The sequence below is a fragment of the Teichococcus vastitatis genome, assembly GCF_003604215.1.
Taxonomy (GTDB): Bacteria; Pseudomonadota; Alphaproteobacteria; order Acetobacterales; family Acetobacteraceae; genus Pseudoroseomonas; species Pseudoroseomonas vastitatis.
This window is the reverse complement of the sequence record NZ_QXGS01000003.1, coordinates 323,174-345,431: the sequence shown is the minus strand read 5'-3', so window position 1 is coordinate 345,431 and position 22,258 is coordinate 323,174. Positions and strand designations below refer to the sequence as shown.

The following is a 22,258-nucleotide window of genomic DNA, read 5'->3' as shown; positions in this document are numbered from 1 at the left end:
TTGCGCTTCAACCAGCCCATGGCCTCGGACATCGCCGCGATGCTGCGCGACGTGGCGGCAGCCGAGATCAAGCCTCGCTTTCGGCGGCTCGCCGCCGGCGCCATCCGCACCAAGAGCAGCGCCACCGACCTCGTCACGGATGCGGATGAGGCCGCCGAACTGCGCATCGCCGAGGCGCTGCGGCGGAGCTTCCAGGGCGCCCTGGTGATCGGCGAGGAAGCCTGCGCCGCCGAGCCGGCCCTGCTGTCGGGCTGGTCGGACGCCGAATTGGCCTTTGTGGTGGACCCGGTCGACGGCACGGCCAATTTCGCAGCGGGCGTGCCCCTATTCGGCTGCATGGTGGCCGCGGTGTGGCGCGGCGAAGTGGTGGCCTCGTGGATCCACGATCCGATGGGCGACGACACCGCCATCGCACTCCGGGGCGAGGGCGCCTGGATCGAGGCACCGGATGGTCACCGCACCGGGCTGCACGTGGCCGATGCTGCGCCCGTGGACCGGATGATCGCGGGCATCAGCTGGACCTATATGCAGGAACCGCTGCGATCACGGTTAACGGCACGACTCGGCAGGCTCGCGGGCGGTGTTCAGTTCCGTTGCGCCGCGCATGAATACCGGCTCATCGCATCGGGTGGCGCTCATGCCACGGCCTATCAACGCCTGATGCCATGGGATCATCTTCCCGGATGGCTGCTGCACCGGGAGGCGGGAGGCTACAGCGCACGCTTCGATGGCAGCGACTACCGGCCGGCCCACATCGATGGCGGCCTGTTGCTGGCGCCTGACAAGGTGAGTTGGCAGGAGCTGCATGCCGCCTTGCTGGCGGAGTGAAGCATCAGGCACCGCGCTCCGTGGCCTTTACGCGGCGCCAGTAATCTTCCATGCGGTCAAGGTCGTGATCGGCCAGTGCGGTGCCATCGGCGGCGGCGGCGGCTTCCATGCCCCGGAAGCGGCGTTCAAACTTGGCATTGGCGCCGCGCAGGCAGGCTTCCGCGTCGAGGTCCAGCTTCCGGGCGAGATTAGCCAGCACGAACAGCATATCGCCGAGTTCGTCCGCCAGGCGGTCACGCTGCCCGGCGGCCAGTTCGGCCTGTAACTCGGCGGTTTCTTCTGCCAGCTTGTCCAGCACGGCCTCAGCATCCGGCCAGTCGAAGCCGATCCGGGCGGCTCGCCGGGTCAGCTTGGTGGCGCGAACAAGGGCAGGGAGGTTGCGCGGAAGCCCCGCCAGCGTGCCGATCTCCTGCCGCGCGGCACGTTCGGCTTCCTTTTGTTGTTCCCAGGCCTCGTTCTGCTCGGCGGTGTCACGCATCTCCGCGGCGCCGAAGACGTGCGGATGGCGACGGATCATCTTCTGGCCGATGGTGCGGGCAACGGCGGCGAAATCGAAGGCGCCTTGTTCCTCGGCCATGCGCGAATGGAACACCACCTGGAGCAGAAGATCGCCCAGTTCATCCTGCAGAGCCACGAGATCCTGCCGCTCCACCGCGTCGGCGACCTCGAAAGCTTCCTCGATGGTGTAGGGCGCGATGGACGCGAAATCCTGTTCACGATCCCAGGGGCAGCCATCCGGACCCCGCAGACGCGCCATGATCAACAGAAGGTCGCGAAGGGCGGAGGAAGCATCATCCATGGCGCATCGGCTCCGGCAAAGAGCGGCTCCATATGCCGCATAAGGGACATTATGTAAACTAATCGATGTGGAGGGACATGCCGTCGTGGGCAGCCTCGACGCCCTGCGGCAGATGCGCCCGCATCCACGCCCAGTCCATGTCATGCCCCATATGCGTGAGGATGGTGCGCCGGGGCCGTAGACGTTCAACCCATTGCAGCACGAGGTCGACATGTGCGTGCACCGAATGCGGATGTCTCTGGAAGCAGCCGACGATCCAGGTGTCGAGGTCCAGCAGACCGTCCAGGCTCGCCTCCGGCATCGCGACCACATCGGTTGAATACGCAAACCGGCCGATGCGTAGCCCCAGCGTCTCCATGACCTTGTGGTCTTGCCGGAACAGCAGCACCGGCTGTCCCGCCGCCTCAATTGCCTGGCCAGGCGCCACCGTGATCGGCGTCAGGGCCGGACGAAAGAACACCGGCGGCGTCGGTGTCCTGAAGACGTAATCGAAGCGCACCTGCAGAGCCGCCAGGGTTTCCGCCGTGGCATAGACTGGTATCGCCGCGCCGATCGCCCGATTCAGCGGGCGGATTTCATCGAGACCCATGATGTGGTCGGCATGGCCATGCGTGACCAGCAGCGCATCAATGCGGCCGATCTGGTTCGCTAGCAGCTGGCTGCGCAGATCCGGACCGGCATCCACCAGCAGCCGGCGGCCATCCTCTCCTTCGATGATGATCGAGGAGCGCGTCCGGCGATTGCGGGATTCCGCCGGGTCGCAATGGCCCCATTCCCCGGCCCCATCTGTGCCACCCAGCATCGGCACGCCGGCCGATCCGCCGCAGCCCAGGATCGTGACTTTCAGCATCGCGGATCGATGGCGCGGTTGAACAGGCGGCGGAAATTGGCCGTGGTCAGCCCGGCCAGCGCCTCCGGCTCCAATTCCAGTAGTTCGGCCAGCATCCTGGCCGTGTGGGCCACATAGGAGGGTTCGTTCCGCTTGCCGCGGAACGGCACCGGCGCAAGATAGGGTGCGTCGGTCTCTACCAGGATCCGGTCGCGAGGCGCATCGCGCGCGATCTCCCGCAACTCGGCCGATTTCGGAAAGGTCAGGATTCCGGAGAAGGACAGGTATCCGCCCAGTTCCAGCGCCGTGTTGGCTAGGCCGCGGCCGGAACTGAAGCAGTGCAGAAGAAATGGAAATGCTCCCCCTGCGTGTTCCTCGCGCAGGACCGCGGCGATGTCCTCGTCGGCGTCCCGTGCATGGATTACCAGGGGCAGCCCGGTGCGCCGGGCCGCCTGAATATGGCGGCGGAACCCGTCGTGTTGAACCTCGTGCGGCGCCTTGTCATAGAAATAGTCGAGGCCGCTCTCGCCCAGGCCGATGATGCGCGGATGATCCGCGGCCCGGACGATCTCGTCCACGCTCGGCAAGGGCCCCTCGCCCACATTCTGCGGATGCACCCCGACCGTGCCCCACACGGCGGGAAACCGCTCGGCCAGCGCCTTGACAGCGTCGGCCTGCGCCATGCGCACGCCGATGGTCACCATCTCCGTCACGCCGGCATCCTGAGCCCGCTGCAGCACGGCCTCGATCTCCGCCTCGGTAAAGTAGTCGAGGTGGCAATGACTATCGACCAGCATCAGGCAGGCTCGTCCTGGATCTTCTGGAACAAGGGGCTGGGCGGGGGCAGCGGCACGCCATCGGCCAAGGGGGTCGACAGGGCGGCGAGCGCCCTCGCCTCCTCCGGCACGCCGAGCTGGTCCAGCATGCGTCGCATAGTGTCAGGCATGAAGGGCTGCAAAACCGTGGCGAGGGTGCGCAGCGCGGTGTGCAGGTGGCGCAGCACGGTGGCCATGCGCGGCAGGTCGGTCTTGCGCAGTGCCCAGGGCTTCTGCGCGTCGATCCAGGCATTACCCAGGCGCGACAAGGCCCAGATCCGCTCCAACGCCTCATGGAAGGCCTGACGGTCGAGCGCCTCCTCGACCTGGGCCGGCAAGGCGGCGGCCAGTTCCAGAATCTCGCTGTCGCTCGCATCCGGCGCCTCGATCCCCGGCAGGCGGCCTTCGCAATTCTTCTGGATCAGCGACAAGGAACGCTGCGCCAGATTGCCCAGGTCGTTGGCCAGATCGCTGTTCAGCCGCCCCATCAGCGCGCGCCGGCTGAAATCGCCGTCATTTCCGAAGGGCACTTCGCGCAGCAGAAAGAAGCGCACGGGATCGAGCCCGAATTCGTCCACCAGCGCCAGCGGATCGATCACGTTACCGACCGATTTAGAAATCTTCTGGCCTTCATTGGTCCACCAGCCATGCGCAAAAACGCGGCGCGGCGTCGGCAGTTCCGCCGCCATCAGGAAGGCCGGCCAGTAGATGGCGTGGAAGCGCAGAATATCCTTGCCGACGAAATGCACATCCGCCGGCCAGAAGCGCCACAGCGGCGCCTGCTCGTCCGGATAGCCCAGCGCCGTGATGTAATTGGTCAGCGCGTCGAGCCAGACATACATCACATGGCTCTCATCGCCCGGCACCCTGACGCCCCAGGTGAAGGAGGTGCGCGAGATGGACAGGTCGGTCAGGCCAGTCCGGACAAAGCTGATCACCTCGTTGCGGCGCGTCGCCGGCGCGATGAAGTCGGGATTCGCGTCGTAAAAATCGAGCAGCTTCTGCTGCCAGTTCGACAGGCGGAAGAAGTAGGACGGCTCCCTCACCCATTCCACCGGCGCGCCGGTCGGAGCGAATTTCTGCCCATCCTTCTCGGTGATTTCGTCGGGGCCGTAGAACGCCTCGTCGCGGACCGCGTACCAACCTTCGTAGTGACCGAGGTAGATCTCACCCTTGTCCCACAGGCGCTGCCACAGCGCGGCGCAGGCTACCTTGTGGCGCTCCTCGGTGGTGCGGATGAACGCGTCGTTGGAGAAGTTCATGCGCGCCGCGAGACCGCGGAAGGCCTGGCTGACCTCGTCCGTGAAGGCCTGCGGCGCCATGCCGCGCGCTTCCGCGGCCTTCTCCACTTTCTGGCCGTGCTCATCCGTTCCAGTCAGGAAGAACACCTCGTCGCCGGCCAGCCGGCGCCAGCGCGCCAGCACATCGGTGGCCAGCGAGGTGTAGGCATGGCCGATATGCGGCTTGTCGTTCACGTAGTAGATCGGGGTGGTCAGATAGGTGCGCCGCTCGGTGCTCATGCTCTTGGTCCTCAACGCGAGGCCAGCCGCGAAAGGCCGCTCAGGACCGCCTGCTTGCGGTCGAGGTTCAGGGCTTCGGTCTCGATGGCCAGGTGCCCGAGGGTGTCCCACAGGGTGGCCCACTCGGCAAGCGGCCGGGATGCCAGGAAGCGCGGTGCCGGCGCCCCCCGCGCCGCCTGCCGGATGGCGCTGCCCAGCCGGTCCCGCAACAGCTCGGTGAAGGTGACGAATGCGGTGCCATCGCGCTTTGCGGCCAGCAGGTCCGCGAGCTGATGCATCCGGCGAGGGTCAGGCTGCGGCAGATCGGCCAGAAAATTCTGCACCTGCTCGTGCAGGGTAAGGCCGTCGCCTTCAGCCAGGCGCAGCAAACGGCCGGGCGCCCCCGCTGAGATCTCGGTCAGCACCCGGCGCTGCCCCGCATCCAGCTCCGGCAGCCAGGTTTCCGCCAGCCGCAGCATCTCGGCTTCCGGCAGCGGAAACAGCTCGATCCGCCGGCAGCGGCTGCGGATGGTCGGCAACAGCCGATCCGGAGCCGCGGTGGTGAGCAGGATCAGCGCCCGTGCCGGCGGTTCCTCGAGGGTCTTGAGCAGAGCGTTCTGCGCTTCGGCGTTCATGGCCTCGGCCTGTTCCACCACGACGACCCGCCAGCCCCCTTCGGCGGCCGTCAAGCCGAGGAAGCGCGGCACCTGCCGCACCTCGTCAACCCGGATCATCAGCTTGACCCCGGTGCCGGCGCTCGGCGCCAGGATCTTCAGGTCGGCATGGGTGCCGGCGGCGATGCGCCGGAACACCGCATCCTCCGGCTGAACCGCGAGCGGTTCGTCGCCTGACGGACGGCCGGCCAGCAGCCACCGGGCGAAGCGATAGGCCAGTGTCGCCTTGCCGACGCCTGAGGGACCGGAGATCAGCCAGGCGTGGTGCAGGCGGCCCTCGCCGGCCGCGGCGGCCAGGCTCCGGGCCGCCGCTTCATGGCCGAAGAGGAAAGCGTTGGCCTGGGGATCTGGCGGGATCACAGCGGGAAGCCGAGCCGGCATTGCAGCTCCGCCAGCGCGCCGCTCAGGATGCCATCCTCCGCGCCGGCAGCATCCAGGACGGCGCAGCGCTCCGGCTCCTGCGCCGCGATCCTCAGGAAGGCCTGACGGACACGCTCATGGAACATCCCGTCCAGTTGCTCGAAACGATCCGGCCGGCTGCGGCGCGCTGCGCGCGCCATGCCCAGTGCCGACGGCACATCCAGCACCAGGGTGGCATCCGGCGAGACACCGGGCAGCGCAATGTCACGCAGGCCCTGCCCGATGCCGGCATCCAGTCCGCGGCCGTGGCACTGGTAGGCCAGGGTGGAGTCGAAGAACCGGTCGCAGATCACCCAGGCGCCGGCCTGGAGGGCCGGTTCGATGGTCTTGACCCAGTGTTCGCGCCGGGCGGCGAACATCAGCATCGCCTCGGCCACAGGGTCCCAGTCCAGGGCGGTTCCCAGAAGCAGCCCGCGCAGCGCCTCGGCCCCCGGCGCTCCCCCAGGCTCTCGGGTGCGCAGAGCGGGAATGCCGAGCCCCGCCAGATGCCGCGACAGGCCCCGCGCCAATGTGGTCTTGCCCGCGCCCTCGCCGCCTTCCAGGGTGATGAAGAAGCCGCGCTGCACCTCAGCCCGAGACCAATCGGCTGATCACGGCGGGAATTCGCTGAACCAGGCCGAGCCGCGGCACGTCGGCCCCGGCGAACAGCGGCAGCGTCATGGCGGGAACGCCCTCGCCGGACACCTCCAGCTGCCCCACCTCCTGTCCCTTCGCAACCGGCGCCGGAATCGGTGCCGCGTAGCGCAGCTTCACGGCGAGGCTGCGCCGCCATTGCCGCGGAAGCGTCAGCACCAGATCGCGCCCCCCCACCAGCGGCACCGCGGCTTGCTCCCCCAGATACACCGGTGCCGACTCGATCGTGTCGGCGGTGCGAAACAGCGTCACATTCTCGAATTCACGGAAGCCCCATTCAAGAAGGCGCTCCGACTCCTCGCCGCGCGCACGCATCGAGGTCAGCCCGTTCACCACCAGGATCAGGCGTCGCTCGCCCCGCTTCGCCGTTCCTGTCAGCCCGTAGCCGGCGTCCTCGGTGTGGCCGGTCTTCAGGCCATCCGCTCCGGAAACCCGCCCCAGCAGCGGATTTCGGTTCTCCTGGCTGATGCCGTGCCAGCTGAAGGAGCGCTGGCTGTAGATGGTGTAGTATTGCGGGAAGTCGTTGATCAGGCGTTGCGCCAGCGTCGCCAGATCGCGGCAGGTCATGCGGTGTTCAGGGTCGGGCCAGCCCGTCGCGTTGCGGAACGTGCTGTTCTTCAGCCCGAGCCTCGTGCCGTATTCATTGAGCAGTTCGGCGAATTGCCGCTCGCTCCCGCTGATACCTTCGGCCAGCACAACGCAGGCGTCGTTGCCGGACTGGACGATCACGCCGTGCACCAGGTTCTCGACGCTGATGCTGCTGCCCAGCTCCACGAACATTTTGGAACCGCCCATGCGCCAAGCGGCTTCGCTCACCGGAAGCTCCTGATCCATGCGCAGCCGGCCCTGCTTCAGCATGTCGAACACGACATACATCGTCATCAGCTTCGACATGGAGGATGGCGGCATCCGCTCATCCGCGTTCTTTTCCAGCAACACTGCGGAGGTGTCGGCATCAATGATGAGGGCCTGCCGCGCCTGGGTGTCCACAGGACCCAGCGGCGTCGTCGCCGGCGTGGCGGGCGGTGCGGCCGGTGCGCTGCGCTGCGCCGGCCGGCGCTGCGCGGCCACCGGATGGCTCAACATGCCGCCGGCCGCGATCCCGATGGCGCCACCAAGCAGTCTACGGCGGAGCGGCATAGCGGATATCTCCATGGTCCTGGCGGTTCTAGTCGATGATGATCCGGGCATCCGATACGCCCGATCTGAGGGCCGCCTCAAGAGCGTTGTCGGCTTGCGCCGCGTCGGGGAACGGCCCCAGGCGCACCCGGTGCTCCGCACGCCTTCCCTGCCCCACCGTGTCCACCCGGGCACCGATCCGGGCCGCCTGGCGCTGGGCATCGCCGCGGCTGGTGAAGCTGCCGGCCTGGATCATCAGCCGTCCCGGGCGTGCGGGGCCGCGAGCCGGCAGCTCCGGCAGCACGACGTTTTCGTCGCCGGATGGCCGCGGCAGATCCGCCACCGCCGGACCGGCCGGGGCACGCCGCACCGACGCTGCCGTCCGGGCGCCGGGCACGTCCGACAGGCGCTCGGCCTGCAGCTGTTCGCGCGGCGCGGCATCGATGCGCAGGCTGCGAGCCTCCTGGGTGGGCAGCGCCGCCGCCAGGGTGCGGGACGGCTCGCCCTCCACGGCGATGGCGATCTGCGTGCCGCCCGCGGGCGGGATCTGCAGCAGTTCGGCGGCGCGCCGGGACAGTTCCAGCAGCCGGCCCGGCTGAGCCGGCCCGCGGTCATTCACCCGCACCAGGAGTTGCAACCCGTTCTCCAGGTTGGTGACGCGCAGGATCGCGGGAAGCTGGAGAGTCCGATGGGACGCCGTCAGGCGGTCCGGGTCATAGATCTCGCCATTCACGGTGCGCCGCCCGGCCCGCCGGTCAGCGATCACCGCCGCGAGGCCACTTTCCCGCAGATCGAAATCCTCGCGCGGGTAGGACCAGCGGCTGCCCATCTGATACGGTTCGCCGACCACGTATTGTGGCGCCGGAACTGCGGCCGGGCCGGGTGGCGCGCAGCTGCAGACCAGCATGCAGCCGCCCAGCACGGCGAGATACAGGGCGCCAGCCGGGATCATGCCAGCCGGTCGGACAGCATGCCGATTACCAGGGCGTAGTAGTCCGACGGATTGTAGCGCCTGATCACGTTGAAATTCTGGTAAACCATGAAGGCCTGCCCCCCGGCACCCCCCGGCAACAGGATCGAGGCATCCATGTCGAAGGGCGCCAACTCCGTGCCATCCACGGCGCGGACGCCAAGGCGAAGCCATTCCTGCAACGGCTTGCGGTTGGCTCGCCCAGACAGGCCCGGATCGAAGCCCGCCGGCAGCATGACCTCCCGCCCCCAGCGCTCATCCTCGCGCCAGCCGCTGCGCGCCAGGTAGTTGGCGATCGAGGCCAGGGCGTCGGCATGGCTTCCCCAGATATCGCGGTGCCCATCGCCATCGAAATCCACGGCCAGCCGCTCGAAGCTGGTCGGCATGAACTGCGGATTGCCCATGGCACCTGCGTAGCTGCCCCGCATGCGCTCCGGCGTGACGTCGCGTGCTTCCAGGATCCGCAGTGCGGCCAGCAATTCCTTGCGAAAGAATTCGCTGCGGCGGCCGTCCCAAGCCAAGGTCGCCAGCGCTTCGATGACGTTGAAATTGCCAGTGAAGCCACCGTAATTGGTTTCCAGGCCCCAGACCGCCATGATGATGCGCGGCGACACCTGAAACCGCTGCCAGATGGCGTCCAAAAGAGCCTGGTGTTCCTGGAACAGCTGCCGTCCGCGATCGATCCGCTGCACCGAGAGCCGGCCGTCGCGATACCCCTCCCAGGTCAGGGTGAATTCAGGCTGCCGGCGATCCAGTTCCAGCACCTTGTCATTCGGCTGAACACCGGAGAGTGCCTGCCTCAGGGTGATCTCCGAGACGCCGCTGCGGCGCGCCTCGGCCGCCACCCCATCCAGAAAGGCGCTGAAGCTGGCGGTGGCAGCTTTGGCGCTGCCGCAGGCCAGAAGCGGCAGGGCAGCGAGTCGCAGGAGCAGTGGGCGGCGTTCAAGCATGGCCGCAGGGTTGCCATGACCACCGCCCCTCCCGCAACAGGCATCAGCAGGGGTTTTTCAACTCCTAGAAGCGGAACGACGCGCTCAGGGAGCCGAAGCTCTGCAGCCCCGACTGGCCGTAGAATTCCTCGCTTCTCCAGACCTGCGTGTAGGACAGGCGGATGCCGCGCCACAGCAGGGCCACCCCCGCCTGCAGGTCGCCCACCAAGATCCGCTTGTCCACGCTGCGGCTGTCACGCCAGGTATTGCCGTCGAGGAAAATGTCGCGCGCCATGGCCCTTCCATCCAGGCCGGCGAAGACGTACCAGCCGAGTTCCTGCCGCGGCTGGATCCAGGTCGAGCCCGCCAGCGCCGGCCTGATCCGTGGCGGACCGTAATCCGCGTCGAGGCCTTCGCCGAAGCGCGCGACCGCCCCGAAGCCGCCATAGGTCTGCACATTGCCGAGGCTGACCGAAACCGCCGGGATGACCTCGGCTTCGACTCCGCCAATGGTTCCGAGCGGAACCCGCCATCTCCGCTCGTACAGCGCGGTGATCGCCGGTTCGTCCTTGAGCTGGGAGTGCCATCCGTTGGTCTGGGGAATGTTGATCGCATCGTGGTAGTTGTTCTGCACGAACTCGCCCAGCGCCGAAGGTCCCACCATGCCGGCCTGCAGCTCGAACAGGTTGGAGCTGCGCTCCGATACCCTGGTCAGGGACAGGGCGCCGTAGAGATAGGCGGCGTAGGGACGATCGCGCGGATCGGGCTGCACCCTTTCCGTGTCCTGGGGCGTGTAGATGCTCTGCCCGAACGCCCACCCCCAGCGCAGCGTGCCTGGTCCCATCAGCCAGTCCAGCCGCCGATTGAACCAGTCGAGAGGGCTCGGCAGATCGGCCGATGGCGAGCGGTAAGCGAATTGAAATCCGTTGGTGTAGTAGCGGTCGCTGCCGCCGAACATGTCGTTCTCCAGGGAGAACGCAAAGGTGCCGGAAGGATCGGGCAGCGGCGCGGCAAGACTGGCATCCTGAGCCGAGGCCGGCGGAGCCGAGATCAGGGTGGCGGCCAGGATCACAGGAAACAACAGGCAGACGCGCATCAGACTTTCCTTTTCACGGCGGGGACGCTAACGCCGCATCTCGGCAGTTTGCCGGGCGTGCCGGCAACACGATGGTGGCAGCCCTGCGGGATGGGTGGCCGAGTGGTTTAAGGCAGCGGTCTTGAAAACCGCCGTAGGGGTAACCTTACCGTGGGTTCGAATCCCACCCCATCCGCCAGGAATGGCTCATCAGCGTGGCCCCGCCGGTGCAGAGCGCCCAGGATCGCTGATCTGCGCCATCTGCCACCAATGGCCGAGGGTGGCGTCGCCCCACAGGAACGAGCGCAATTCAGGGGACGACGCACCGCCCTGGCAGAAGCCCGGCCATTCCGCCTGTGTCAGCCTGGAGAGCCCGGTCAGCCGGTAGCCGGCGCACCAGTCGAGGCCTGCCGGGGCGGAACCCCAGGCCCAGGACAGCGCCACCGCCACAACCAGCGGCTCAAACGGCGAGCCCGTGCGGCAGAGTGGAAAGCTGAAGCTGCGCTTCAGAGGCCAGGCGAGGCGCAATCCGCCGGGCGTCAGCAGATCGGCGGCCAGGTGAGACAGGTAACCGACCACCAGCGGTGCCGCGATGCCGAGCGGAACCTGCTGCCACAGCAACAACGCCGCACAGCCGATCACGGCCAGCAGCGAATGCGTGATGCCGCGATGTCCCAGCAGAGTGGCCAGAACCAGGGACAAAGGCTTGAGGCGCCGGCCGACCCAGGATTTCGGATGGTCGATGTCGGGAAGCAGGGCGCCTGTCACGGCCAAGCCCAGCATGGCCGGATCCAGCGCCGGGAGGCCCAGCCGGGGACCCGCCACGAACCAGGCCGCTGCACCCAACGCGATATGCGATCCCGCCATCATACGCTGTTCAACGGCCTTTGCATCGAGTGGCTGAACCTAAGACTCAGCCCTACCTTCTACAAGTTTGATTCTGAAGTTTTTATTCACGAATAGGCTTCAGCAGTCAAAAGAATTAGTCCGAAAGCCGGGGATGCGATCCCGTGCCGATCCCACTATGTTGGTGTTCGTGAACCTGCTGTCGCCCTCCCGCCACCAGCTCGAGATCGAGGTGGTGTTTGATCTGGTCTGTCCCTGGTGCTTCCTGGGCACGCGCCGGCTTCGCCGCGCCTTGCGGGCACGGCCGGACATCCTGGCGCAGATCCGCTGGCGGCCCTTCCTGCTGAACCCGGATCTGGGCCTGGGCGGTACTGCCCGACAGGACTACATGGCCCGCAAGTTCGGCGGCGAGGAACGGGCCCGGCGCCTTCATGCAACGATGGCCGAACTCGGCCAGGCGGAAGGCATCGCCTTCCGCTTCGAGCGGATCCGTCGCGTTCCGCCCTCGGTGGATGCGCATCGGCTGGTGCGGTTTGCTGAACAGCTCGGCCTGGCGGATGCCATGGTGGATGCGTTGTTCACGTCGCATTTCTGCGACGGCGCGGATATCGGGCATGCGGGAACGCTGGCCACCATCGCCGCGCAGCAGGGCCTGGATCACTGGGCGGCCCAGCGTTTCCTGTCCGGCGGGCTGGAAACCGACGCTATCCACGCCGAGAACCTCCGGGCCCACCGCCTCGGCATCAATGGCGTTCCCTGCTTCGTGGTCAGCGGCCGGCAGGGCATCGGCGCCGGGCATGCGATCGCCGGCGCGCAGGAGCCCGAGGTGCTGGAAAGGCTGATGGACGTCGCCATCGCCGAGGCCGCCGAGTTCTGACCCGTCAGGCCGCCTTGGCCTGACGGGTCAGCTTGGCCAGCGCGACCAGCATGTCCTTGGCGGCGCGCACGCGCACCGGCAGATCCATCTCCCGCACCATCGCCAGCTTGTGGTCGGGCCGCAGTTTCACCTGCCCCTTCTGCGCGGTCACCCAGCTCACCAGCCCACCCGGATTGGCGAAGCGGTTGCCGCGGAAGCTGGCCACGATCCCCTTGGGACCGGCATCGAGCTTCTCCACCCCTGCCTGACGGCAGAAATGCTTGATCGACACCACCTGGAGCAGGTTCTCGACCTCCGGTGGCAGCGGACCGAAGCGGTCGCTCAGCTCGGCCGCCATGGCGTCGACCTCCTGATCTCCCGCCAGGCCACCGATGCGGCGATACAGACCGAGCCGCACCGGCAGGTCCGCGACATAGCTTTCCGGGATCAGCACCGGCAGGCCGAGATTGATCTGCGGCGTCCACTCGCGATCGGCACCCTCGCCTTTCCGCCCCTGCCCGGCCTTGATATCGGCCACCGCGTCTTCCAGCATCTGCTGGTAGAGCTCGATGCCGACCTCGCGGATGTGGCCGGACTGCTCGTCGCCCAACAGGTTGCCGGCGCCGCGAATGTCGAGGTCATGGCTGGCCAGGGTGAAGCCGGCACCGAGATTGTCCAGCGTCTGCATCACGGCGAGCCGCTTCTCGGCAGCGACGGACAGGCGCTGCGTCGCCGGCCAGGTGAGATAGGCGTAGCCACGCAGCTTGCCGCGGCCGACGCGTCCACGCAGCTGGTAGAGCTGGGCCAGGCCGAACATGTCCGCGCGGTAGATCAGCAGGGTGTTCACCGCCGGCATGTCGAGGCCGCTCTCGACGATGTTGGTGGCCAGCAGGATGTCGTACTTGCCGTCGCCGAACTCGGTCATCACCCGCTCCAGCTCGGAGGGTGTCAGGCGGCCATGCGCCTGAACGGTGCGCGCCTCCGGCACAATCTCGGCGAGCCGGGTGGCCATTCTCGGCAGGTCCTCGAGCCTCGGCACGACGCAGAAGATCTGCCCGCCGCGGAAGCGCTCGCGCTGGATCGCCTCGCGGATCACCACCGCGTCGAACGGCATGATGAAGGTGCGCACCGCCAGCCGGTCCACGGGGGGCGTGGCGATGATGCTCATCTCCCGTACCCCGGTCAGCGCCAGCTGCAGGGTGCGGGGGATCGGCGTGGCGGTCAGCGTCAGCACGTGGACGTCGGCCTTCAGCGATTTCAGCCGCTCCTTGTGCGCCACGCCGAAATGCTGCTCCTCGTCGACGATCACCAAGCCGAGATCGGCAAATTCGATGCCCTTGGCCAGCAGGGCGTGGGTGCCGACCACGATGTTGATGGAACCGTCGGCCAGCCCCGCCTTCACCTGGGCTGCCTCCTTCGCCGTCACCATCCGTGACAGCTGCGCGACCTTGATCGGCAGGCCCTCGAAGCGGGCGGTGAAGGTGCGGAAATGCTGGCGTGACAAGAGCGTGGTGGGCACCACCACCGCCACCTGAACGCCGGTCATCGCCACCACGAAGGCGGCGCGCAGGGCGATCTCGGTTTTGCCGAAGCCGACATCGCCACAGATCAGCCGGTCCATGGGGCGGCCGGCGGCGAGATCTTCCAGCACATCGGCGATGGCGCGCTGCTGGTCGTCGGTCTCGGCAAAGGGAAAGCGGGCGCAGAACTCGTCCCAGGCGCCTTCCGGCGGCGCGGCGAGTGGCGCGTCCTTGACCCGGCGCTCCGCCGCGATGCGGATCAGGCGTTCGGCCATGTCGGCGATTCGCTGCTTGGCCTTGGCCTTGCGGTTCTGCCAGGAGGCGCCGCCCAGCTTGTCCAGCGTGGCGCCAGCCGTTTCGCTGCCGAAGCGTGACAGCAGCTCGATGTTCTCCACCGGCAGGAACAGCTTGTCGCCGCCATCATAGATCAGCCGCAGGCAATCATGCGGCGCGCCGGAGACCTCGATGATGGCCAGCCCGTCATAGCGGCCAATGCCGTGATCCTGGTGCACCACCAGATCGCCCTCAGCGATCTCCGTGGCGTCAGCGATGAACTGGTCGGCGCGCTTGCGGCGCCGCGGCGGCCGGGCGATCCGCTCGCCCAGCAGATCCTGTTCGCCGGTGATGGCGATGCCGGGCTGCCGCGGGCCGCCGGGCGGCGCCGTGAAGCCGCGCTCAACGCCGAAGGTCGCCAGGGCGATCACGCCATCCGGCACGCGAGTGGCGGCGCGCCAGTCTTCCGCCACCTGCGCGGCGACGCCATTCTCGCGCAGCAGATTGCCCAGCCGCTCGCGGGAGCCCTTGCTCCAGGCCGCCAGCACGGGCTTCAGACCGAGCCGCGACTGGCTCTGCGCCTGCTCCTTGAAGGCGGCGAACACGTTCTCCCCGGAAGCCCGGACCTCGGAATAAAGCCTCCCGGGGCGCCCGCCGGCATCCAGGCCGTCGTCGGAGCCTTCGGGCTGGGGAAACGGGGTGAAGCGCAGCAGGGGGCCGCCCGACAGCATGGCGTCCCAGTCGCCGCGCGTCAGGTACAAGCGGGCAGGCTGCACGGGCCGGTACGGCACCTCGCCTTCCCGCGTCGGGTTGCGGCGTGCCTGATAATGATCCTCGATCATCTCCAGCCGGGCTTCCAGGGCATCCTCGGCCTGATGGTCGAGGCTGACCGAAGCGCCCGGCAGGTAGTCGAGCAGCGTCGCCATGCTGTCGTGGAACAGCGGCGCGTAATGCTCCATGCCCGGATGGCGGCGGCCGGCGGAGATCGAGACGTAGAGCGGATCCTCCGCCGCGGCTGAGCCGAACAATTCGCGGTAGCCGCTGCGGAAGCGTGAGATCGACTCCTGGTCCAGGAACACCTCGCCCACCGGGCGCAGTGATAATTCCTTCAGCTGCGCACCGCTGCGCTGCGTTTCCGTGGAGAAGCTGCGCAGGCTCTCGACCTCATCGCCGAACAGGTCGACGCGCACCGGCTCCGGCTGCCCCGCCGGGTAGAGGTCGATGATGCCGCCGCGCACGGCATATTCCCCGGGCTCCATGACCGTCGCAACGCGGCCATAGCCATTGGATTCCAGAAAGGCGGAGAGTTTTTCCGGAGTGGTGCGGCTGCCGCGGCGCAGATGCAGCGTCGCACCCTCGAACACCGCCTGCGGCGGCACCCGCTGCACCAGGGCGTTGACGGTGGTCAGGACGACGCCGCGGCGCGCCTGCGGCTCGCCCAGCCGGGCCAGGGTCGCCATCCGCTCGGCCACCAGCTCCGCATGCGGCGAAATCCGGTCATAGGGCAGCACATCCCAGGCCGGCAGGCGAAGCACCTCGACATCGGGCGCGAAGAAGGCCAGCCCGTCCTGCATGCGGGCGACGCGGGCATCGTCGCGGCAGACATGCAGAACGAAGCCGTCCGCCTCGGCCCTGCGGCGGGCCAGGAGAAGTGCGTCGAAACCTTCCGGGGCACCGAAGACGGTCAGAGCCGTCATGCGCGTCGCACGCTCTCCGGCATGCCGGCGCCCGACTCCGAACAGGCCTCCGCCATGCGGGCCAGCATCGGCGTCATCATCTCGGACGGAATGGGCCGCCGGCCGGAAAGCCAGTCGACCAGGTCGACATCGAGGTATTCCAGCACGGCCTCGAGTTCATCCAGCTCGGCCTCGTTGAAGGTCCGGATGTTGCGGGACACGAAGCCGCCGATCATCAGGTCGGTTTCCTTTGTGCCGCGATGCGAGGCGCGGAACAGCAGGCGCCGGTGACGCGGCGAAAGATCGGGACAGGTGTGATCGGTCTGGGACATGTCGGCGCCTTTCAAGGCTGGCATATAGAGGCGGATGGGAATCATGTCAGCCCGAGAGACGATGCCGGAAAGCCACGCCGCGCTTCTGGCGCCTTTGGACAGCCTTCCGCTGGGTGAGGACAAGCGCGCCCGCGTGCAACGCGCGATCGATGGAACGCGGATCATCGACCTGCTGTTCCATCTCCCGGAACGGTATCAGGACCGCCGCAACCTGGATCTGCAGGATGGCGAGATAACGACCCGTCCGGTGGTGATCCGCCACGTGACGCCGCCCCGCACGCCGCAGCAGCCCTGGGTGGTATGCTGCGACGACGCTTCCGGTCCGATCGACCTGATCTATTTCGGCCGCCGATCCTGGCTCGGGGCGTGGCTGGGCCGAACCTTTCCGGAAGGGGCCAGTCGCCGGATCTCGGGGCGGGTGAAGCGGTACCGCGACCGCTGGCAGATGGATGCGCCCGATTTCGTCGAGCCGCCCGACCAGATCCCCGCCATCCAGCCGGTCTGGGCGCTGGTGAAGGGCGTGGGTCAGCGCGACATCGGCCGGGCGATGGAGGAAGCGCTGAAGATCGTGCCGGATCTGGCCGAATGGCACGATCCGACCCTGCTCGCCCGGCGCCGCTGGCCCTCCTTCTCCGACGCGCTGCACCTGCTTCAGGGGCCCGACACCATCCCCGACCAGGAACCGCGGGAACGTCTCGCCTATGACGAGCTGCTGGCGGGGCAATTGGCCGTTGGGCTGGTGCGGCGAACGGTTCTGCAACGCCCCGGCCGCGCGCTGCAGGGCGATGGCCGCCTCCGCCGCGCTGCCCTCGAAGCCTTCGGTTATCCGCCGACGGAGGCGCAGCAGCAGGCCCTGCGCGAGATCGATGCGGATCTGGCCGTGCCGCGCCGGATGCTGCGGCTGCTGCAGGGCGATGTGGGCGCGGGCAAGACGCTGGTGGCGATCCTGGCCATGCTGCGGGCGGTGGAAGCCGGGGCGCAGGCGGCATTGATGGCGCCCACGGAGCTGCTCGCGCGGCAGCATCTGAGGACGCTGCGGAAGCTGGCCGGCGCCGCCGGCGTGGAATGCATGCTGCTGGCGGGCTCCGTGAAGGGCAAGGAGCGCCGTCGGGTCATGGCTGGCCTGGCCGACGGCTCCATCCCGATGGTGATTGGGACCCATGCCCTGATCGAGGATGGCGTGGTGTTCCGCGATCTGGGCCTGGTGGTGGTCGACGAGCAGCACCGCTTCGGTGTGGCGCAGCGCCTGGCCCTGACGGAGAAGGGCCTCACGGATGTGCTGGTGATGACGGCCACGCCCATTCCCCGCACCCTGCTGCTGACCCAGTGGGGCGATATGGCGGTCAGCCGCCTCGCAGGCCGGCCCGCCGGCCGGCAGCCTATTGTCACCCGCATCGTCAGCCGCGAGCGGCGGGACGAGCTGGTGGAACGGCTGCGTGCTGCCTTTGCGCAGGGGCACCGCGCCTACTGGGTCGTTCGGGCCGTGGAGGAAGGCGAGAAACACGACAATGTGGCGGCCGAGACCACCTTCGCGGAGCTTTCCGCGATCTTCGGGTCCCTGGTCCGGCTGGCGCATGGCGCCCAGAAGCTGGAGATTCGTGAAGCGGCGCTGCAGGATTTCGCCGCCGGAACGGCGCAGCTGCTGGTGGCCACCACGGTGGTGGAGGTCGGGGTGGATGTGCCTGAGGCCACCATCATGATCATCGAGCAGGCCGAGCGCTTCGGCTTGGCGGCCCTGCACCAGCTGCGTGGACGGGTCGGGCGCGGCAGCGCGCAATCCTTCTGTCTGCTGCTGCCCTCGGCCGAGTTGAACGAGGCGGAGCAGCGCCGGCTCTCGGTGCTGCGCGACACCGAGGACGGCTTCGTGATCGCCGATGCCGATCTGGACTATCGCGGCGGCGGAGATGCTCTGGGAGTACGGCAGGCGGGCCGCATCGGCCGCCGGTTGGCGGACCCGGCCCGGCATGGCGGTCTGGTTCGCATGGCGCACCAGGATGCCGCGCTGCTGCTGGAACGTGACCCGGAACTCTCCGCCTCGCCCCGCGGCCGTGCGGCGCGCACCCTGCTGGCGTTGTTCGACCACGACCTTAGCCTCGCTCCGCTGGCAGCGGGCTGACACCGGGAGGCAAGACATGAATTCTGCTCCCGCGCTCTCTCGGGAATATCCTGACCGTCCCTGGATCGGCATCGGCGTCATCCTGTTCCGGGGCGAGGACGTGCTGCTGGTACGCCGCGCTAGGCCGCCCCGCCTCGGCGAATGGTCGATTCCGGGCGGCGCCCAGCATCTGGGCGAAACCGTGGACGAGGCCGCTCGCCGCGAATTGCTCGAAGAAACCGGGGTCACGGCCGGCCCCCTGCACATCGCCCTGGCCGTGGATGCGATCAGCCAGGATGAGGAGGGCCGTACCCGCTTCCACTACACCATCCTCGACTTCGCGGCGCGATGGCTGGCCGGCACGCCGCGGGCGGGCGACGATGCCAGCGCTGCCGCCTGGTTCACGCCGGATCAGGTCGCCGGCCTCAGCCTTCGGCCGGAGGTGCTCCAGGCCATTGCTGAGGGCCGCCGCCGCTTGCCGGATTGAGGGGTCAGAGGAACAGAGCTTCCTTCTCAAGCCCGGCATAGATCGGCGCCACGAACTCGCCGTAGCCGTTGAAGATCTGCGTGGGCACGCGTTCGTTGCTGCCCAGCAGCCGCTCGGACGCCTGGCTCCATCGGGGATGCGGCACGGCGGGGTTCACATTGGCCCAGAAGCCGTATTCGCTCGGCTGCAGCTTCTCCCAGAAGCTGACGGGGCGGGTGTCGGTGAAGCGGATCCGCGTCAGCGCCTTGCCGCTCTTGAAGCCGTATTTCCATGGAAACAGCACCCGGATCGGTCCGCCGTTCTGGGCCGGAACCGGCTTGCCGTACATCCCGACGGCCAGGAAGCACAACTCATTCGTGGCCTCGGCCAGGGTGCAGCCCTCCTGATAGGGCCAGGGATACCAGCTTTGCCGAAGCCCCGGCATCCGGGCCCTGTCCTGGATCGTTTCGAACACCACGAAGCGGGCTGCGGAGGTCGGCGCGGCGAGCTTGACCAGCTCCGCCATCGGAAAACCGGTCCAGGGCACGGTCATGGCCCACGCTTCCACACAGCGATGGCGCAGAACACGTTCCTCCAGGGATACGCGCTTCAGCAGATCGCCGAGGTCAAGCTCCTGCGGCTTCTCCACCAAGCCTTCGAGCTTCAGGGTCCAGGGCGACTGGGGAAGCTTCTGCGCCGCGGCCGCGACCGATTTGCTGGAGCCGAACTCATAATAGTTGTTGTAGCTGGCGGCATCCTTCTCCGGCGTGATGTCGCGGCCGGGCTGGAAGCGGCTGTTCGCCACAGCATTCATGGGGCCCGGGGCCGTCTGGGCGCCGGCGAGGCCCGGGGCCGCGATCGCCACCGCGCCGAGCCCGGCGGCACGCAGCCAAGCGCGGCGCCTCAACACCAGGGCTTCCGGCGTCGCCGCTGCTTCCGGCAACTCCCATCCCCGGCGGATCCGAATCAACATGGCGCGGCCCTTTCGCTTGCCCCCTGCATGTAGGCGGCGGCGCGGGCTTCACCAGGGCCGGCACGTCAGCGGCGCGACGGCAAAGCCACCTTCCTCGGCCCGTCCCCGATCACAGTCACGTTGTAGATGCGGTAGCGCTCCGCCTCGATCCCCTCGCGCCGGCGCGACACCTCGCCCGCAGGTTCCGACTGCGGCCAGAGCGGCTCGGCCTCGCCCCGCCGCGTACTGCGGATCAGCAATCCCCGGCCACCCGGAGGAGGCTCCGGAAGGTTGAAAAGGTCCCAGCGATCGCCCAGCGCGATGACCGGGGTGCCACGCGGCAGGTGCAGGGCCAGCTCACTCGCCAGCCCGTATTCCTCAGCGGCCACGAAGCTGGCGCCGCGCTCCAGGCGCAGTTCCTCCACACGGTTCGCGAAATCCTGCCACCCGCCGAGGCGCGCCAGCGTCGGATCGCTGCGGCGTGGCAGGGGCAACGGGGCCAGCGCGGCCTGCAGCAACACCATCGCGGTCAGCACCAGGCCCACCGAGATGCCCCAGCGGCGCCACCGGTGCCAGCGCGGGCTGAGATAGCCGGCCGCCGCGAGGCAGGCCGAGGGATAAAGGATCGCCGGCCAGTTTCCCTGCACCCGGCTGCCGGTGGATTGCCACAGAAAGACCAGGGCGGCGGGAATCGTCGCGGCGGCCAGAAGCCCTGCCGCAGCATCGCCTCGCCAGAACCGCCGGCATGCGACGGCGATACCGGCGACGCACAGCACGAAGATGATCGGCGTCGCCAGCCCGATTTGGCCACCGATGAGTTCGCCCAGATAGCGGAGCGCCGATCCGGTTCCCACGCTGCCGGCCCGCCCACCCTGTTTCACCAGGCTGACCCAGTCATGCTGTGCGTTCCACACCAAAACCGGGGAAAACACCACCACCGCCAGGATGCCGCCGGCCCACAGGCGCCAGTCTCGGAACCAGTGCCGCGCCCGGGGCGCGGCGATCATCCAGATCAGGACGCCAAGACCCAGGAATGCCGCTGTGTATTTCGACAACAGCGCGCACCCGGCGAGCACCCCGAACACCAGCCACCAGCGCCCGTCCTGCCGCAGATGCGCCTGTACCCAGGCCCACAAGGCGGCACACCAGAACACCAGCAACGGCGTGTCCGGCGTCATCAGCACCGAACCGGCACTGAACAGCAGCGTCCCGTTCAACAGCGCCGCGGCCCAGTATCCGGCGCCACTGGCCGGAAACAGGGCATTGCCGGCCCGCGCCAGCAGCACCGAGGCCACCGCCAAGCTCAGCGGACCCAGCAGCCGCAGGCCGAGGGCCGTGTCGCCTAGCAGACCGGAGCCTGCGGCCGTCCACAAGGCCACCATGGGCGGATGGTCGTAGTAGCTGAGGGCCAGGGCCCGCCCCCAGATCCAGTAATAGGCTTCGTCGGGAGCCGGCGGCAGCATCATGGCCGCAACCAGCCGCAAGGCGGTCAGCAGGCCGAGCGCCAGCACCCAGGGGCGGGCCGATGCGGTCATCGCGCGCGCCAAACCAGAGTCGCCGAGACCGCGTAGTTCCACACCAGCGTGATCAGCGCGCCCGCGGCACCGGCCAGGCCCCAGTTCATCTGGTCATCATGCAGCATCAGCCCGGCGATGCCGACATTGGCCGCGACGCCCACGCCGCAGACGACGTAGAAGATCAGCAGGCCGCGCCACAAGGCCGCCCCCCGAAGCCGGACGTCGCTATAGGTCAGGCGATTGTTCAGCCAGAAATTGGCGGTCATGGCGGCGAAGCTGGCCAACCACTGCGCGGCCGCGAAATCCATCCGGTGGATCGACGCGGTCAGCACCAGCAGATGCACCAGCAACCCGAAGCCGCCCACCGCGGCGAAGGACAGGAACCGCATAGGCAGGATGCCGCCCGACACCTTGTCCAGCAGCAGCGTCAGGAATTCAATCAACACGATGGTGTCGAGCTTCGACTCGCCCGCTTCGCGAGGCCGGAACACGTAGGGCAGTTCCTTGATGCGCAGCACGGCATGGCTGGTCAGCAACAGGTCGAGCAGGATCTTGAAGCCGCGCCCGGTCAGTTCCGGCGCCAGCTGATCCACCGTGGCCCGGCGCAGCATGAAGAAGCCGCTCATCGGATCGGCCACGGGAACCGGCAGGAACAGGCGGGCGAGGCCGGTTCCGCCATCGCTGAGCATCCGTCGCAGCCGCGAGAAGCCTTCGGCCGCCTCGCCGCCGCTCACATGGCGGCTGCCGATCACGACATCGGCCTCATCCGCTTCGAGCACGCGCAACATCTCCGGCAGCAGGTTCTCATCGTGCTGGAGGTCGCCATCGATCACCGCGACGTAGCGGGCGGCGGAGGCCAGCATCCCCTCCACGCAGGCGGATGAAAGGCCGCGCCTGCCAACACGCCGGATGCAGCGGATGCGGCCATCATCAGCCGCGAGCTGCTTCGCCACGGCGGCCGTGCCGTCCGGGCTGTCATCATCAACGAAGATGACTTCCCATGCGATGCCATGCAGCACCGATCGCAGCCGCGACACCATGGCAAGCACATTGGCGGCTTCGTTGTAACAGGGAACCACAACGGTCAGAATCGGCGGTGACATCGCCGCCGTGCTTAGCCTTCCTGGTCACGCTG

At 68.0% G+C, this 22,258-nt stretch carries 20 protein-coding genes and 1 tRNA gene; 5 read left to right on the top strand and 16 right to left on the bottom strand.

Going from position 1 to position 22,258, the window contains the following annotated elements; all coding sequences use genetic code 11:
- Positions 1–828 (top strand): inositol monophosphatase family protein, encoded by an 828-nt coding sequence (locus D2K64_RS07680; RefSeq protein WP_238384069.1) that lies wholly within the window; start codon positions 1–3, stop codon positions 826–828.
- A gap of 4 nt (positions 829–832) precedes the next feature.
- Here D2K64_RS07680 and mazG read toward each other — a convergent pair whose 3' ends face one another.
- The 10 genes from mazG to D2K64_RS07630 form a co-directional block, all read right to left on the bottom strand.
- Positions 833–1,627: a nucleoside triphosphate pyrophosphohydrolase gene (mazG, locus tag D2K64_RS07675; RefSeq protein WP_120007615.1), complete on the bottom strand. Its 795-nt coding sequence runs from the start codon at positions 1,625–1,627 to the stop codon at positions 833–835.
- 58 nt (positions 1,628–1,685) lie between these two features.
- Complete coding sequence (locus D2K64_RS07670) at positions 1,686–2,477, bottom strand: MBL fold metallo-hydrolase (RefSeq protein ID WP_238384068.1); 792 nt, start codon at positions 2,475–2,477, stop codon at positions 1,686–1,688.
- Positions 2,471–3,253 (bottom strand): TatD family hydrolase, encoded by a 783-nt coding sequence (locus D2K64_RS07665; protein ID WP_120007614.1) that lies wholly within the window; start codon positions 3,251–3,253, stop codon positions 2,471–2,473. Before D2K64_RS07665 ends, D2K64_RS07670 begins: the two co-directional genes overlap by 7 nt.
- A complete protein-coding gene (metG, locus tag D2K64_RS07660) occupies positions 3,253–4,791 on the bottom strand; it encodes a methionine--tRNA ligase (protein ID WP_120007613.1) in 1,539 nt (512 codons plus the stop codon). Before metG ends, D2K64_RS07665 begins: the two co-directional genes overlap by 1 nt.
- A gap of 11 nt (positions 4,792–4,802) precedes the next feature.
- Entirely contained in the window at positions 4,803–5,825 is a 1,023-nt protein-coding gene (locus D2K64_RS07655) for a DNA polymerase III subunit delta' (RefSeq protein WP_202910544.1), read from the bottom strand.
- Positions 5,801–6,430, bottom strand: a complete 630-nt coding sequence (tmk, locus tag D2K64_RS07650) for a dTMP kinase (RefSeq protein WP_120007612.1) — start codon at positions 6,428–6,430, stop codon at positions 5,801–5,803. Before tmk ends, D2K64_RS07655 begins: the two co-directional genes overlap by 25 nt.
- Position 6,431: 1 nt before the next feature.
- Positions 6,432–7,637 (bottom strand): D-alanyl-D-alanine carboxypeptidase family protein, encoded by a 1,206-nt coding sequence (locus tag D2K64_RS07645; protein ID WP_238384067.1) that lies wholly within the window; start codon positions 7,635–7,637, stop codon positions 6,432–6,434.
- A 28-nt stretch (positions 7,638–7,665) separates the two neighbouring features.
- Entirely contained in the window at positions 7,666–8,568 is a 903-nt protein-coding gene (locus tag D2K64_RS07640; protein ID WP_120007610.1) for a septal ring lytic transglycosylase RlpA family protein, read from the bottom strand.
- On the bottom strand, positions 8,565–9,536 hold the full coding sequence (locus D2K64_RS07635) for a lytic murein transglycosylase (protein WP_120007609.1): 972 nt from the start codon (positions 9,534–9,536) through the stop codon (positions 8,565–8,567). The genes D2K64_RS07640 and D2K64_RS07635 overlap by 4 nt, the downstream gene beginning before the upstream one ends.
- Before the next feature lie 64 nt (positions 9,537–9,600).
- Complete coding sequence (locus D2K64_RS07630) at positions 9,601–10,611, bottom strand: lipid A deacylase LpxR family protein (protein ID WP_120007608.1); 1,011 nt, start codon at positions 10,609–10,611, stop codon at positions 9,601–9,603.
- Positions 10,612–10,699: 88 nt separating this feature from the next.
- On the opposite strand from D2K64_RS07630, the gene D2K64_RS07625 reads away from it, so the two are divergent.
- A tRNA-Ser gene (locus tag D2K64_RS07625) sits at positions 10,700–10,789 on the top strand.
- Positions 10,790–10,800: 11 nt separating this feature from the next.
- Here the strand turns inward: D2K64_RS07625 and D2K64_RS07620 are convergent.
- Positions 10,801–11,457, bottom strand: a complete 657-nt coding sequence (locus tag D2K64_RS07620) for a metal-dependent hydrolase (protein ID WP_238384066.1) — start codon at positions 11,455–11,457, stop codon at positions 10,801–10,803.
- Between the two features lie 157 nt (positions 11,458–11,614).
- Here D2K64_RS07620 and D2K64_RS07615 point away from each other — a divergent pair, with 157 nt between their 5' ends.
- Positions 11,615–12,313 (top strand): DsbA family oxidoreductase, encoded by a 699-nt coding sequence (locus D2K64_RS07615; RefSeq protein WP_120007606.1) that lies wholly within the window; start codon positions 11,615–11,617, stop codon positions 12,311–12,313.
- 4 nt (positions 12,314–12,317) lie between these two features.
- On the opposite strand, the gene mfd is transcribed toward D2K64_RS07615, so the two are convergent.
- On the bottom strand, positions 12,318–15,782 hold the full coding sequence (mfd, locus tag D2K64_RS07610) for a transcription-repair coupling factor (protein ID WP_120007605.1): 3,465 nt from the start codon (positions 15,780–15,782) through the stop codon (positions 12,318–12,320).
- Positions 15,779–16,093 (bottom strand): succinate dehydrogenase assembly factor 2, encoded by a 315-nt coding sequence (locus tag D2K64_RS07605; RefSeq protein ID WP_120007604.1) that lies wholly within the window; start codon positions 16,091–16,093, stop codon positions 15,779–15,781. The genes mfd and D2K64_RS07605 overlap by 4 nt, the downstream gene beginning before the upstream one ends.
- Positions 16,094–16,136: 43 nt before the next feature.
- Here D2K64_RS07605 and recG point away from each other — a divergent pair, with 43 nt between their 5' ends.
- Together recG and D2K64_RS07595 are read left to right on the top strand one after the other, a co-directional pair.
- Complete coding sequence (gene recG / locus D2K64_RS07600) at positions 16,137–18,209, top strand: ATP-dependent DNA helicase RecG (RefSeq protein ID WP_306418938.1); 2,073 nt, start codon at positions 16,137–16,139, stop codon at positions 18,207–18,209.
- 16 nt (positions 18,210–18,225) lie between these two features.
- Entirely contained in the window at positions 18,226–18,675 is a 450-nt protein-coding gene (locus D2K64_RS07595) for an NUDIX hydrolase (RefSeq protein ID WP_120007602.1), read from the top strand.
- A gap of 4 nt (positions 18,676–18,679) precedes the next feature.
- On the opposite strand, the gene msrP is transcribed toward D2K64_RS07595, so the two are convergent.
- The 3 genes from msrP to D2K64_RS07580 all read right to left on the bottom strand — a co-directional run bounded on the left by msrP (position 18,680) and on the right by D2K64_RS07580 (position 22,226).
- Positions 18,680–19,627, bottom strand: a complete 948-nt coding sequence (msrP, locus tag D2K64_RS07590; RefSeq protein ID WP_120007601.1) for a protein-methionine-sulfoxide reductase catalytic subunit MsrP — start codon at positions 19,625–19,627, stop codon at positions 18,680–18,682.
- 65 nt (positions 19,628–19,692) lie between these two features.
- Entirely contained in the window at positions 19,693–21,141 is a 1,449-nt protein-coding gene (locus D2K64_RS07585; protein WP_120007678.1) for an ArnT family glycosyltransferase, read from the bottom strand.
- Complete coding sequence (locus tag D2K64_RS07580) at positions 21,138–22,226, bottom strand: glycosyltransferase (protein ID WP_120007600.1); 1,089 nt, start codon at positions 22,224–22,226, stop codon at positions 21,138–21,140. The genes D2K64_RS07585 and D2K64_RS07580 overlap by 4 nt, the downstream gene beginning before the upstream one ends.
- Positions 22,227–22,258: the final 32 nt, after the last annotated feature.

Bases quoted from the DNA above. Each gene is read 5' to 3' on its own strand.
- mazG (WP_120007615.1), bottom strand. From the start codon at position 1,627: ATGGATGATGCTTCCTCCGCCCTTCGCGACCTTCTGTTGATCATGGCG.
- D2K64_RS07670 (WP_238384068.1), bottom strand. From the start codon at position 2,477: ATGCTGAAAGTCACGATCCTGGGCTGCGGCGGATCGGCCGGCGTGCCG.
- D2K64_RS07665 (WP_120007614.1), bottom strand. From the start codon at position 3,253: ATGCTGGTCGATAGTCATTGCCACCTCGACTACTTTACCGAGGCGGAG.
- metG (WP_120007613.1), bottom strand. From the start codon at position 4,791: ATGAGCACCGAGCGGCGCACCTATCTGACCACCCCGATCTACTACGTG.
- D2K64_RS07655 (WP_202910544.1), bottom strand. From the start codon at position 5,825: ATGCCGGCTCGGCTTCCCGCTGTGATCCCGCCAGATCCCCAGGCCAAC.
- D2K64_RS07645 (WP_238384067.1), bottom strand. From the start codon at position 7,637: ATGCCGCTCCGCCGTAGACTGCTTGGTGGCGCCATCGGGATCGCGGCC.
- D2K64_RS07640 (WP_120007610.1), bottom strand. From the start codon at position 8,568: ATGATCCCGGCTGGCGCCCTGTATCTCGCCGTGCTGGGCGGCTGCATG.
- D2K64_RS07635 (WP_120007609.1), bottom strand. From the start codon at position 9,536: ATGCTTGAACGCCGCCCACTGCTCCTGCGACTCGCTGCCCTGCCGCTT.
- D2K64_RS07630 (WP_120007608.1), bottom strand. From the start codon at position 10,611: ATGCGCGTCTGCCTGTTGTTTCCTGTGATCCTGGCCGCCACCCTGATC.
- D2K64_RS07620 (WP_238384066.1), bottom strand. From the start codon at position 11,457: ATGGCGGGATCGCATATCGCGTTGGGTGCAGCGGCCTGGTTCGTGGCG.
- D2K64_RS07615 (WP_120007606.1), top strand. From the start codon at position 11,615: ATGTTGGTGTTCGTGAACCTGCTGTCGCCCTCCCGCCACCAGCTCGAG.
- mfd (WP_120007605.1), bottom strand. From the start codon at position 15,782: ATGACGGCTCTGACCGTCTTCGGTGCCCCGGAAGGTTTCGACGCACTT.
- D2K64_RS07605 (WP_120007604.1), bottom strand. From the start codon at position 16,093: ATGTCCCAGACCGATCACACCTGTCCCGATCTTTCGCCGCGTCACCGG.
- recG (WP_306418938.1), top strand. From the start codon at position 16,137: ATGTCAGCCCGAGAGACGATGCCGGAAAGCCACGCCGCGCTTCTGGCG.
- D2K64_RS07595 (WP_120007602.1), top strand. From the start codon at position 18,226: ATGAATTCTGCTCCCGCGCTCTCTCGGGAATATCCTGACCGTCCCTGG.
- msrP (WP_120007601.1), bottom strand. From the start codon at position 19,627: ATGTTGATTCGGATCCGCCGGGGATGGGAGTTGCCGGAAGCAGCGGCG.
- D2K64_RS07585 (WP_120007678.1), bottom strand. From the start codon at position 21,141: ATGACCGCATCGGCCCGCCCCTGGGTGCTGGCGCTCGGCCTGCTGACC.
- D2K64_RS07580 (WP_120007600.1), bottom strand. From the start codon at position 22,226: ATGTCACCGCCGATTCTGACCGTTGTGGTTCCCTGTTACAACGAAGCC.